Origin of the sequence: Sphingomonas sp. HMP9 (assembly GCF_013374115.1) — a bacterium.
In the GTDB taxonomy this organism is placed as follows: domain Bacteria; phylum Pseudomonadota; class Alphaproteobacteria; order Sphingomonadales; family Sphingomonadaceae; genus Sphingomonas.
The window spans coordinates 203,180-214,458 of sequence record NZ_AP022673.1; the positions used below are offsets into that span (position 1 = coordinate 203,180).

At 61.9% G+C, this 11,279-nt stretch carries 11 protein-coding genes and 1 tRNA gene; 5 read left to right on the forward strand and 7 right to left on the reverse strand.

Annotation, left to right across the window (positions count from 1 at the left end):
• Positions 1 to 7 precede the first annotated feature (7 nt).
• Together HMP09_RS00945 and HMP09_RS00950 are read left to right on the forward strand one after the other, a co-directional pair.
• Complete coding sequence (locus HMP09_RS00945) at positions 8 to 715, forward strand: response regulator transcription factor (protein ID WP_232090507.1); 708 nt, start codon at positions 8 to 10, stop codon at positions 713 to 715.
• Positions 700 to 2,298 (forward strand): sensor histidine kinase, encoded by a 1,599-nt coding sequence (locus HMP09_RS00950; protein ID WP_232090509.1) that lies wholly within the window; start codon positions 700 to 702, stop codon positions 2,296 to 2,298. Before HMP09_RS00945 ends, HMP09_RS00950 begins: the two co-directional genes overlap by 16 nt.
• Before the next feature lie 170 nt (positions 2,299 to 2,468).
• Here HMP09_RS00950 and HMP09_RS00955 read toward each other — a convergent pair whose 3' ends face one another.
• Positions 2,469 to 3,278: a ThuA domain-containing protein gene (locus HMP09_RS00955; protein WP_176498797.1), complete on the reverse strand. Its 810-nt coding sequence runs from the start codon at positions 3,276 to 3,278 to the stop codon at positions 2,469 to 2,471.
• Between the two features lie 100 nt (positions 3,279 to 3,378).
• Between HMP09_RS00955 and HMP09_RS00960 the strand changes: the two genes are divergently transcribed.
• A complete protein-coding gene (locus HMP09_RS00960; protein WP_232090510.1) occupies positions 3,379 to 4,095 on the forward strand; it encodes a hypothetical protein in 717 nt (238 codons plus the stop codon).
• 68 nt (positions 4,096 to 4,163) lie between these two features.
• Here the strand turns inward: HMP09_RS00960 and HMP09_RS00965 are convergent, their stop codons facing one another.
• The 4 genes from HMP09_RS00965 to HMP09_RS00980 form a co-directional block, all read right to left on the reverse strand.
• Complete coding sequence (locus HMP09_RS00965; RefSeq protein ID WP_176498799.1) at positions 4,164 to 4,889, reverse strand: hypothetical protein; 726 nt, start codon at positions 4,887 to 4,889, stop codon at positions 4,164 to 4,166.
• Between the two features lie 2 nt (positions 4,890 to 4,891).
• Positions 4,892 to 5,332, reverse strand: a complete 441-nt coding sequence (locus HMP09_RS00970) for a hypothetical protein (protein WP_176498800.1) — start codon at positions 5,330 to 5,332, stop codon at positions 4,892 to 4,894.
• Positions 5,333 to 5,490: 158 nt separating this feature from the next.
• Positions 5,491 to 6,237 (reverse strand): hypothetical protein, encoded by a 747-nt coding sequence (locus HMP09_RS00975; protein ID WP_176498801.1) that lies wholly within the window; start codon positions 6,235 to 6,237, stop codon positions 5,491 to 5,493.
• 326 nt (positions 6,238 to 6,563) lie between these two features.
• A tRNA-Ala gene (locus tag HMP09_RS00980) sits at positions 6,564 to 6,639 on the reverse strand.
• A 249-nt stretch (positions 6,640 to 6,888) separates the two neighbouring features.
• Here HMP09_RS00980 and HMP09_RS00985 point away from each other — a divergent pair.
• Positions 6,889 to 8,184, forward strand: coding sequence for a DUF2171 domain-containing protein (locus HMP09_RS00985; RefSeq protein ID WP_176498802.1), 1,296 nt, complete (start codon positions 6,889 to 6,891; stop codon positions 8,182 to 8,184).
• 141 nt (positions 8,185 to 8,325) lie between these two features.
• The gene (locus HMP09_RS00990; RefSeq protein WP_176498803.1) at positions 8,326 to 9,315 is read left to right on the forward strand and encodes an NADP-dependent oxidoreductase; all 990 of its coding nucleotides are present in this window, start codon (positions 8,326 to 8,328) and stop codon (positions 9,313 to 9,315) included.
• Positions 9,316 to 9,474: 159 nt separating this feature from the next.
• Here HMP09_RS00990 and HMP09_RS00995 read toward each other — a convergent pair whose 3' ends face one another.
• Positions 9,475 to 10,443 carry a magnesium and cobalt transport protein CorA gene (locus HMP09_RS00995; protein ID WP_176498804.1) on the reverse strand — a complete coding sequence of 323 codons (969 nt, stop codon included), beginning with the start codon at positions 10,441 to 10,443 and terminating at the stop codon, positions 9,475 to 9,477.
• 38 nt (positions 10,444 to 10,481) lie between these two features.
• Positions 10,482 to 11,276, reverse strand: a complete 795-nt coding sequence (locus HMP09_RS01000) for a MetQ/NlpA family ABC transporter substrate-binding protein (protein WP_176498805.1) — start codon at positions 11,274 to 11,276, stop codon at positions 10,482 to 10,484.
• Positions 11,277 to 11,279 lie beyond the last annotated feature (3 nt).

Consider the following 11,279-nt stretch of genomic DNA (forward strand, 5'->3'; position numbering starts at 1 on the left):
GTGCCCGATGCCTCGCACTATCCTGGTCGTCGACGACGATCCTCATATCCGCCAGCTGCTCGTGTTCGCGTTCGACAAGGCCGGGCTCAGCGCGATCGAGGCGGCGGACGGCGAAGCCGCGCTGGCGCTCGTCGAGACGCACGCGCCTGACCTTGTGGTGCTCGACATCAACATGCCGCGGATGGACGGACTGGAGGTGTGCCGTCGCCTCCGTGGTGGAGAGGGCAGGGCGGACATACCGATCCTCTTCCTGTCGAGCCGCGACGACGAGATCGACCGGGTGCTCGGCATCGAACTCGGCGCCGACGACTATGTGGTGAAGCCCTTCTCGCCGCGCGAAGTGGTGGCGCGGGTCATGGCGATCCTGCGCCGCACCTCCGCGCGGGCGCCAAGCGTCGAGGATGGGCGCGACCTCTCGCATGGGCGGTTGCGGCTCGACCTGGAGGGCTGGCGTGCGCTGTGGAACGAGGGCGAGATCGCGCTGACCGTGACCGAGTTCCAAATCCTGCGGCTGCTCGCGTCGATGCCGGGCCGTGTGTTCAGTCGTGACTCGATCATCGACCGGCTGCATGGCCCTGGCTTCGCGGTCACCGACCGGACGATCGACAGCCACATCCGCAACCTGCGCGGCAAGTTCGCGAAAGCGGGCGCCGACGACCTGATCGAGACGCGCGCCGGGATCGGCTATCGCCTCGGATCGTGCACGGGCGCGTGATCGGCGGGATCAAGGACTGGGGGAAACGCCACTGGCCCCGGATGCGGTTGCGGACGATCCTGTTCGCGACATTGTTCCTGGTCGCCGCGCTTCCGGGCTTCGGCGCGGTCTTCCTGCGCGTCTACGAGAACACGCTTGTCCGCCAGACCGAGGCGGAGCTGGTCGCGCAGGGCGCGGCGCTGTCCGCGACGGCGGCGGCGCTCTGGCCTGCCGCACCGCCGGGTCGGGTTGCACGTCACGCGGTCGCAGGCGACGACACCCCCTACGTGCCGGCGCCGGCATCCGGCATCGATCTCAGTACGACGCCGATACGCGCGGAACGACCACGGGTCGCGGCAGGCGCGAGACCATCGGCCGATGCGGTGGTCGCCGCCACGCTCCTTTCGCCGATCATGGACGCGACGCGGTCCACCACCTTTGCCTCGATCATCCTGCTCGACCGCAACGGCAGCATCGTCGCCGGGAGTTCGGCGGTCGGCAGCTATGCCGCACTTCCCGAAGTTGCCGCAGCACTGGCCGGCAGCGCCACGACCGTGCTCCGCCGCAACGGCGCATATCGCGCGACGTACCGCTTCGAGTGGCTGTCCCGAGCCGCAGCGATCCGCGTCCATTACGCGCGCCCGATCATCGTCGGCGACCGCGTGGTCGGCGTGCTCCTGCTGTCGCGTTCCGCCCGTGCGCTGTTCCGGGGATTGTATGAAGACCGGGGCAAGATAGCGCTGGGGATCGCTGCGATCTTCGGGTTGCTCGTGGTGCTCAGCGGCGTCATCTCGCGCGGCGTCACGCGCCCGATCGAGCAACTCGGCGCGGCGACCCGCGCGGTCGCGAGCGGCCGCGGTCGCGTTCCCGATCCACCACCGACCGCGGCGATCGAGATCCAGGGCCTCTACGCCGATTTCGCGGTGATGGCGACGGCGATCGAGCGTCGTTCGCGCTATCTGCGCGACTTCGCCCACGCGGTCAGCCACGAATTCAAGACCCCGCTCGCCGGCATCCGCGGCGCGGTGGAATTGCTGCAGGATCACCCGGACATGGCGGCGGAGGATCGACGTCGATTCCTTGCCAATGCCGATGCGGACGCGCGCCGTCTCGCGCTGCTGGTCACGCGGTTGCTCGATCTCGCCCGTGCCGACATGGGCGAGCCGGGTGAGGAAAGAACCGATGCCACCCAGATCGTCGCGCGTGTTGCCGATGCTTCGCGAACGGCCGGTTTCTCGATCGAAATAGTCTCCTCTGCGAAACTACCTGACGTCATCGCACCAGCAACAACGTTGGAATCTGTACTAACCACGCTGTTAGAAAACAGTAAGCAAGCTGGCGCACGATGCGTGGTGATCCAATTGTCGATCAGAAATGATCGTCTTGAAATTCTATTGACCGATGACGGGCCCGGCATTTCGCGGGCCGATCGCGTACGGCTGTTTGAACCGTTTTTCACAACGAAGCGAGATACGGGTGGGACGGGTCTGGGTCTTGCCATATCGCGCTCTTTAATCGAGGCTCAACGGGGCGAGATCGCGCTATTAGATAGCGAGATCACGACATTTGTTTTGTATTTACCCCTGTCTAATTGTGTATTTTGAGGCAGTAATTTGTTGCGGCCATATGCATTATTTATCGAACTTAATTACCTGTTGTCGCTGCCTGTTTGCAAAATCTCAGCGCGAAACGATGATGAAACCGTTCGTTGAGATGACAATACAATCAAACCCCAGCGCCAGCCCTGCGTTCGTCGAATCATCCCCGTGCTGCGTCAGTCTCGCCCCACTTTAAGTTTCCCCGCCCAACGGATCGCGTTGACTAGAATGCGGCGGTAGTTCGGATCGTCGTACGCCTCCGGCAAGTGGCCGAGCGCCGAGTAGACGACACGGCCTTTGGTCGATGGGTTTGTCCAGATGACCGGGTGCTTACCCATGGCCAGCTTGGCGCCTGGGCGGTAACTGGCCTCATCGATCCGCGCGAGCACGGTCATACCGCGGGCGGCGGGATTGGCGTCGAAGGCATACCATTCGTCGACCGGTGACCAGGGCAATTTCACCCCGACCATAACGGGATGGTCCGGTTGGTCGATGATGATCCGTGCTCGCTGGAACTGGTCGCTACCGCCCGGATGTCCGGTGAACTTGGCGCCGATGATCGTGTCGCTGTACCAAGCGTCGGTGTGACTATCGTCGCCCGCAGCGTGCAACGCCACGACGCCGCCACCTCGTGCTACGAAACGGGCGAATGCAGCGCGTTGCGCAGGCGTGAGAAAATCTCCGCTCGCGCTGTTGAGCACGACGACAGAGAAGTGCTGCAGGTGCTCGTCGTCGAAGACCGCCGCATTCTCGGTAGCGTAGCTCGCGCGACCCAAGCTTTTCGCGATATCGTCAAGCACGATGTTCGAGTGCGGAATATGCTCGATGTGTCGCCAGCCGTTGGTCTTCGAAACGATCAGCACTGCGTTCCGCAATCCCTTCGGAAGGACGGGAGCAACGCTGTCGTATGTGGCCGCCGGCAGGTGCGGATTGGGCGCCGCTTGTGCCATCGTCAGTAGTGCGATCAGCGCCAACATCTTGTGCATCGTGCAATCCCCCCGCAGGGTCGATAGCTCAAATGTCGGAACGACGCGAACAAACACCGGCGATAATGCTATGCAGGCTGAAATAGCGGCGAGCACCGCAATGATGCCGGCGCACATTCATTTGTTCGCGATGATCACCCTGTCGACGGACGGACGGACGGACGGAGGCGTCCTTGAACTGGATGCCGATACTCAGATCCGCCAGCGCCTGATCTACTTTCTTCGGCACGACGAGAAGCAGACCCGCAAGCGCCGCGCGATGGTGCCGCTCTGCCCGACGCTGGCGCCGTGGCTCGACGGGGTGACCGGCAAGCTCATACGGTATCACACGCCGACCTCGGTAAAGACGCGTGCGGCTGGTGGGGCGGAGTGGTTCGAGCGCCCGACGGCGAACATCGCGAACGGCTTTGAAGGCGTGTTGCTCGCGGCCCATGCTGCCCGGCCGGACCTAGGTTTGGCACGGCAGGTGGTAGACGCGGACGGCGAGCCGGTATGGCTAGAGCCGCGCAAGAAACTGGGAGAGACCAAGCGCCGGCCGAAGATGGTTGGCATCGGTACGCCCAACACGCTGCGCCACACGATCCACACATGGCATAAGCGTCAAGGCGTGCCTGAAGCGCAGATTGATGCAGTTGCCGGCTACAGCGAGCAGGGGACAGGTGCGAGCTATACCCACCTGCGGCCGGAGTACCTTAGAGAGTTTCTCACATCGACCGAAGCGTTCTGGGAAGCGTTCGGCGAGTTTTCCAGTTCCCATCTGTGCTACGGCAGAACCACGAAAATCATAATTATGAATGTCAGGCGATTACGGGGCTGAATTGCCTTGGCGATGGATATTACCGAACTGGAAGGAACGAGAGGTCGCCAAGGCACTCTATACGAGGCTCAGCCCTCACGGTCCACAACCGGGGGCGGTAGACTAAGGGCGCTCGCTGCTGGCATCTCGTCTAGCACAGTGGTTTTAAAGACGTCGGCGAAACCAACGGCTAGCTCAGTGACTGAGTTATCGACGCCGCCCGCGATCATTACCGAAATCCCCTGCCATGGGCCCGGCAACACATCAGGAAGGCTATCAGTTCCTATCTTAACGAACGGATGGTTGTCGTCTCCGTTGTCACATTCGCAAAGATGAGGAGATGCTGGCGAAAAGTGAAACGCCAGCGCAAGCCCTGCATCAGTTCGAAGGTTTGCATGACGGTTTTTCGGAACACCCGTCGCGATGAACAAGCCGACGTCGACGTGCGCCTCTTCGCCAAATTCAGGAAGGCTCTTTATCGAGATACGATATTCGTCGGTGCCTTCGAGCAGGGCGCCAACAGTCGCGTCTCTGAAGCCACAGTAATATCGTTTTTTATCTAACGGGATCGGCGCCGGGGAAAGTCGTTCTTTCAAGTTATCGTTCTGAGCAGTGGCGATTTTACAACCGATACGATGAACTTCTGCCGAGGTTTCTGCTAAGCGCCGCAAGACGGCCGATTGATGAGAACCGCCGTCCTCCTCGCGCTTCCCGAATTCCCAAAGCTTGGAATTTGCGTGGATATTGCCTTTAAATAACTGTGGGTAAATGAGGCAACGCGCTATGCGATCAGAATGCTCAATATTGACGGCCATGATTAGCGCATATCTTCGATTGCAAACCGATCAACTTTCAATGAATCTTCAATCCGTAGCTGACGGTGCCCACGGCGAGCGACATACCCCCATTCGCCGTCCGTTACTGTGATGGCATATGTCATGTCTCCGACGGCCCAGAGCATTACCACAGCGTCACCCCCGTGCCAGCTTAGCTCTGGAGGAGCATAATTAGACCGTTGAAGGGCGTGCAAAATCTCCTGCGCCGTATCAATCGCGGCGTCTTCCATAAGCTCGTCACCGAAATCGTCAGTTGCGTCCCGGAGATCGGAAAGTTGATTCGCGGCCTTTGCGTAATAAGTATCCGCCAGAGATAGCATCGAGAACGCGCTGTTGGGCGTGGTTTGCGACGGCGCTCCGCTCACTCGAACGTAGCAATACGGCTGGGCGATTTCGGAACCAGTGCCGCTTTTTGTCAACATTGACTTATGTAAGCGGTAATCTGACGTAATGATATCAACGTCATAAGTTCGACGATTGCTGGTGCTATTCCGAAGCGTGTGTAAATCTAGAGCGCTGCCGCTCGCAAGAGCGTCCCAGACTGGAGAGCCAGTGTCAACAATTGGACGAGAGTATACGGTCATGCAAACCTTCTGAGCTGATCCCGCACGATCGCCAAAGCTTCGTCACGAAGCTCGTCGAAGATAGGTTGTGATAATGCTCTGGGTACAATTTGGCCAGGAGCAGTATTAACGTCAACCTTGCAGCCAATATAATTCGACATCGTCATCGGAAGGCCAGCCTGCATACCCTGAGCATTGCCGGCGACGAAACCAAATTGGCCGGTCGACCACGTACATACTCGGTTCATGACTAACCACGCGGCACGGGCGAACCGGGTTGGCGCGTTAAATGAGAAGCTCGGGTCAGTTGCCCCTTCGGGGAAGGGTACACCCGGCAGCGAGTCTTGAAACAGGCTAGCCTTCAACTCGCCATTAATGGTCGCGCCAAGATCTATCACGACTGCGATTCGCACAGGGTCCGACTCGAGTGAAATTCGTTTGGCTAGGTCGACCAGTAACTGCGTTGCCGCAGGCACGTCTTCAATCCGTGGCGGACCCGACGGTGATGAAATGAGGCCGGGTAGCTGGCGAAAGACCTGGTTCAGATTGATCGCAATGTGCCCCACTTGCGTGCTCACTGATACGGCATAACCGAGTCGCTCGCCCGATGCGCTAGATTGCAAATTCGGAGACGCGGGATTTCGCTGGTAGCCGTCGGGCGTGTCACCGGGGAATAGATCGGCCCAAACGGCAGAAGCCTCCCGTGCCGATCCAAATGGAGCGGTGAAGACGACAGCCTGAATGGTATCGGCTTGCCATTGCACTTTTCAAATTCCTCATTCAGCGAAACGCGCCCATTCCTTAACACACAATCAAGTGCAAGTCGTAAACGACGTTCAGGCCATTGCAGTGCTCGAACGCGGATTGATGCGGTTGCTGGACAAGGCAGCCGGGCCGTAGGCGGCAGATGAACGCGCTTCAGCCGGAGCATCTCGACGAATTTCCTGCCTCGACCGGAGCGTTCTCGTAGGCGGTAGGCGAGTTCGCCGATACCCATTTGCAATACCAGCGCGATGCCGATGTGGTTGCACTCACCAGCGTGCGGCTAAAGCGCACTGCATAATTCAAAACGATTTCAAGGGGTTCCGCGTGGTGGAGCCACGGGGAATCGAACCCCGGACCTCTGCAGTGCGATTGCAGCGCTCTCCCATCTGAGCTACGGCCCCGCGCGGTTGGCCATAGGCCAGGATCGATGGCTTAGCGGCTCGATTTGTGTGTTGCAACTGGGTTGGTGAGGGTGCTCGCGTTCACCTCCGGCGCGTCGTCGCAACGCTGCGTCGTGTCGGCGTCGAGCCGCGCAAGTACAGGAACATTCCGCGCTTTTGGCGTTTGTAGACTTCGGACTGTACGGCCCCGCGATCAACAAGAGCGATCGACGGAGCCGGCAACCGCAGGATAGCAATTAGGAGGTTCCTATGGTCTACGAACGCAATACCCGGGATCGTCAGTCGGGCGATTATTTCGGCCGGCCCAACTCGCAGGATTATGGTCGCGATTTCCGCTCCGATGGGGGTGGATACGCCAGGTCCAGCGCGCGCGAGTATGAAGCTGCTGGTGAATATGACCGTGACGACAACCGTGGTGGCCGTTCGCAGGCCGATCAGGGGCGTGGCGACCAGGAGCGTGGCGACCAATATAGCCGCGATCAGGGCGGTCGCGACTATTACGGTGGCCATAATGACCGGTCGCCGCCAACGGGCGGTGATCGCTATGGTCAGTCGCGGTACGGCCAGGGATCGGGCCAGGGCTATGGCGAGCAGCGTCCGGGGCAGGCCTATGGCCAGCAATCCTCTGGCCAACGCTCTTATGGTCAGCGCAGCCAGGGCTCGGGCGATACCGAGTATCATGGCAGCTATGCGTCGGACGGGCGTCGCTTCGAGGATGTAGGCCGCAACCGCGACGCGGACGACGACAACCGCCGCGGGGCATCGCGTGGCGATAGCCGTGGCTATGGCCGCCAGCCGCAGGGCTACGACTATGACGATCGTGGATTTATCGCACGCGCAGGTGACGAGGTCCGCTCGTGGTTCGGTGACGACGAGGCGGAGCGGCGCCGCGAGGCCGATGCGCGCTATGACGAGCGGTCATACGGCAATGCGGATAACCGCAATCGCTCGTCCAACCCGCACGACGATCACTATCATAGCTGGCGCAGCACGCAGATCGCGGCGCTCGACCGCGACTATGACGAGTATCGCAACGAGAACCGGTCGAAGTTCGAGAACGAGTTCTCGTCGTGGCGCACCGAGCGCCAGGGCCAGCGGAGTTCGCTGTCGCAAGTTGCCGAGCATATGGAAGTCGTCGGCTCCGACGGCAGCCATGTCGGCACCGTCGACAAGGTGAAGGGTGACCGCATCCTGCTGACCAAGAACGACCGCGATGCGGGCGGCGTGCATCACTCGATCCCATCGCGCTGGATCAAGACCGTCGACGGCGAGGTGACGCTGTCGAAGTCGGCGGACGAAGCCAAGGCGGCGTGGAAGGAAGAGGAGCGCAACTCGGCGATGTTCGAATATGGCGACCGCAGCGGAGGCGACCGCACCGGGGGCGAACGTACTGGCGCCGACCGTACCGGTGGCGACAAGAAGGACGCCAGTGCAACCGGTTACGCGTCGACCACGCAGGCCGGCAGCACGACCACGACGGGTGCTTCATCGACCACGGGCACGATGCCGGACACGCTCGGCAAGTCGGGTTCGGGCACGTACTAATCGCATGATGATATCGGTCGGCGTCGCCTGACGCCGGCCGGCAACGAGCCCGGGCGGAGACGTCCGGGCTTTTTTGCGGGTTGCGCGGAGCATGCGTTTCGCCATACCCAGAATACGAATATTCAAGACAGGAGCAAAGCTATGGCCCGTGCATGGAGCCTGAAGACTCGTCCGGAAGGCATGCCGAAGCATACCGACTTCGCCATGATCGATCTCGACACGGCGGCGCCGGGCGCTGGCGAGGTCCGTATCGCCAACCGCTGGCTGTCGGTCGATCCGTACATGCGCGGGCGGATGAACGACGTGAAGAGCTATGTCCCGCCATTCGCGCTGGGCGAGGCGATGCAGGGCGGCGCGGTCGGCGAAGTGGTCGAGAGCAACGACGACGGCATCAAGGTCGGCGACATGGTGCTGCACATGGCCGGCTGGCGCGACGAGGCGGTCGTGCCCGCCGCGCAGGTGCAGAAGCTGCCCGCGCTCGACGTGCCACCGCAGGCGTTTCTTGGCCAGCTCGGCATGCCGGGGATGACCGGCTATTTCGGGCTGCTCGCGGTCGCCGAGGCCAAGGCGGGCGATACGGTGTTCGTGTCGGCGGCGGCGGGCGCGGTCGGGTCGACCGTGGTGCAGGTCGCCAAGGCGAAGGGCATGACGGTGATCGGCTCGGCCGGTGGCGCGGAGAAATGCGCGTGGGTAAAGTCGCTCGGGGCGGATGCGGTGATCGACTATAAGGGTGACGTGCCGGTGGTGAAGGCGCTCGGTCAAGCTGCGCCTAAGGGCATCGACGTGTATTTCGACAATGTCGGCGGCGAGCATCTCGATGCGGCGCTGGCGCACGCCAATTTGCATGCGCGGTTCGCGATCTGCGGGATGATCGACGTCTATAACAGCGGCGCGGCGACGCAGCTCAAGTATCTTGCGCGGCTGATCGGCAATCGTATCCAGATCCGTGGCTTCATCGTCAGCGATTTCATGAGCCGCGCCGACGAGTTCTACAAGGACATGGGCGGCATGCTGACGGCGGGTACGCTGAAGCGGCAGGAAACCGTCCATGAGGGACTCGAGACGATGCCGGATGCGTTCCTGGGGCTGTTCTCGGGTGGAAATACGGGGAAGATGCTCGTCAAGGTTTGAGTCTGGCGTTCAATCCTCCCCCGCTAGGGGGAGGTGGCGCCGAAGGCGACGGAGGGGGAGGACACGGAACAGGCGTTTCCCTTACCGCCCCCTCCGTCTGGCAAGTGCCAGCCACCTCCCCCTGGCGGGGGAGGATTAGCGGTCGGGTACCACGCGTCCCTACAACCACTTCGCCTGTTTGAACTTCACATACAGCGCGCCGCAGACGACCGCGATCACGCCCAGCACGACGAAATACCCGTATTCGGTCTTCAGCTCGGGCATGTTCTCGAAGTTCATGCCGTAGATCCCGGCGATCGCGGTCGGGACCGCCAGGATCGCGGCCCAGGCGGCGAGCTGGCGGGTGATCGCGCCGGTGCGTTGCTGTTCGAGCAGGTTGCTGAATTCGAACACCGAGGTCAGCACCTCGCGCAGCCCTTCGACCATCGTCTGGACGCGGCGGACGTGGTCGAGCACGTCGCTGAAATAGGGTTTCGCGTTGCTGTCGACGCACGGCAGGTCGAGCCGGACGATCTTGCTCGCGACCTCGCCCATCGGCCCGAGGATGCGCTGGAAGCGGATCATTTCGCGGCGCAGGCCGAAGATCCGGACGATCTCGTCGCGACCCAGGAAGGCGTCGATGGTGCGCTGTTCCATCGCCAGCACCTCGTCCTCGATGCTTTCGACGATCGGCAGATAGCCGTCGACGACGTAGTCGAGGATCGCGTGGAGCACATAGTCGACGCCGTTGACCAGCAAGGTCGGTGCGGCTTCGAGCTGTTCGCGCAAGGCCTTGTGCGAACGCGCCGAGCCGTGGCGGACGCTGATGATATGGCTGTGGCCGACGAAGATAGCGGTCTCGCCATACGCGATCTTGTCGCCCTCGAGTTGGGCGGTGCGCGCGACGACGAACAACTGGTCGCCATAGACGTCGATTTTGGGCAGCTGGTCCGCCTTGATCGCATCCTCGACCGCGAGCGGGTGGAGGGTATACTGCTCCTGCAACGTCCGCATCTCGTCGTCGCTCGGGTCGCAAATGCCGATCCAGACGAACTCGGACCGATCCGCCGGGCAATCGACCTTCTCGTCGATCGAGACCGCGCGGACGCGTTTGCCATGGCGATAGAGATACGCGGCGACGACCGTCATGGAGCCTCGGAGTTACACGAACAAGGCTCGCGCCGGTATCAGAACGCCGGCAGCACCGCACCCTGATAATGCTGCTCGATGAACGCCTTGGTCGCCGGGCTGCGTAACGCGGCGATCAGTTTGACGACGCGCGGGTCCTTGTCGCCGCCGGGCAGGCCGACGACGAAATTGACATAGGGGCTGTTCTTGTCCTCGATCGCGAGCGCGTCGCGGACCGGATTGAGCTTCGCGTCGAGCGCGTAATTCGTGTTGATGAGCGCAAGATCGACCTCGCCGAGCGTGCGGGGCAGGGTGGCGCCCTCCAGTTCCTTGAACTGCAGGTTCCTCGGGTTGGTCGCGATGTCGTTGAGGCTCGAGAGCGGATTGGTCGGGTTCTTGAGCGTGATCAGCCCGGCCTTTTGCAGCAGCAGCAGCGCGCGGCCGCCGTTGCTCGGCTCGTTCGGAATCGCGACGGTCGCGCCGTTCGGCACCTGTGCGATCGTCTTCCACTTGCGCGAATAGGCGCCGAGCGGTTCGACATGGACGCCGGCATAGGGCACCAGATGCGTACCGCGCGAGGCGTTGAATTCGTCGAGATACGGCTTGGTCTCGAAATAGCTGACGTCGATCTGCTTCTGCTCGACCTGGAGGTTGGGCTGCACATAATCGTTGAAGACGCGGATCTGGAGGTCGACGCCTTCCTTGGCGAGCGCGGGCTTGATCGATTCGAGGATCTCGGCATGCGGCACCGCGGTCGCGGCGACGGTCAACGTCTTGCCGTCGTTGGTCTTGGTCCCCCCGCAGGCGGCGAGCGCGAGCAGCGAGAGCGTGGCGAGCAGGGTGCGGCGGTGCATGAG

Coding starts and splice junctions, on each gene's coding strand:
- HMP09_RS00965 (WP_176498799.1), bottom strand. CDS start 4,889: ATGGCCGTCAATATTGAGCATTCTGATCGCATAGCGCGTTGCCTCATT.
- HMP09_RS00995 (WP_176498804.1), bottom strand. CDS start 10,443: ATGACGGTCGTCGCCGCGTATCTCTATCGCCATGGCAAACGCGTCCGC.
- HMP09_RS00955 (WP_176498797.1), bottom strand. CDS start 3,278: ATGCACAAGATGTTGGCGCTGATCGCACTACTGACGATGGCACAAGCG.
- HMP09_RS00945 (WP_232090507.1), top strand. CDS start 8: ATGCCTCGCACTATCCTGGTCGTCGACGACGATCCTCATATCCGCCAG.
- HMP09_RS00985 (WP_176498802.1), top strand. CDS start 6,889: ATGGTCTACGAACGCAATACCCGGGATCGTCAGTCGGGCGATTATTTC.
- HMP09_RS00970 (WP_176498800.1), bottom strand. CDS start 5,332: ATGTTGACAAAAAGCGGCACTGGTTCCGAAATCGCCCAGCCGTATTGC.
- HMP09_RS01000 (WP_176498805.1), bottom strand. CDS start 11,276: ATGCACCGCCGCACCCTGCTCGCCACGCTCTCGCTGCTCGCGCTCGCC.
- HMP09_RS00990 (WP_176498803.1), top strand. CDS start 8,326: ATGGCCCGTGCATGGAGCCTGAAGACTCGTCCGGAAGGCATGCCGAAG.
- HMP09_RS00960 (WP_232090510.1), top strand. CDS start 3,379: ATGATGCCGGCGCACATTCATTTGTTCGCGATGATCACCCTGTCGACG.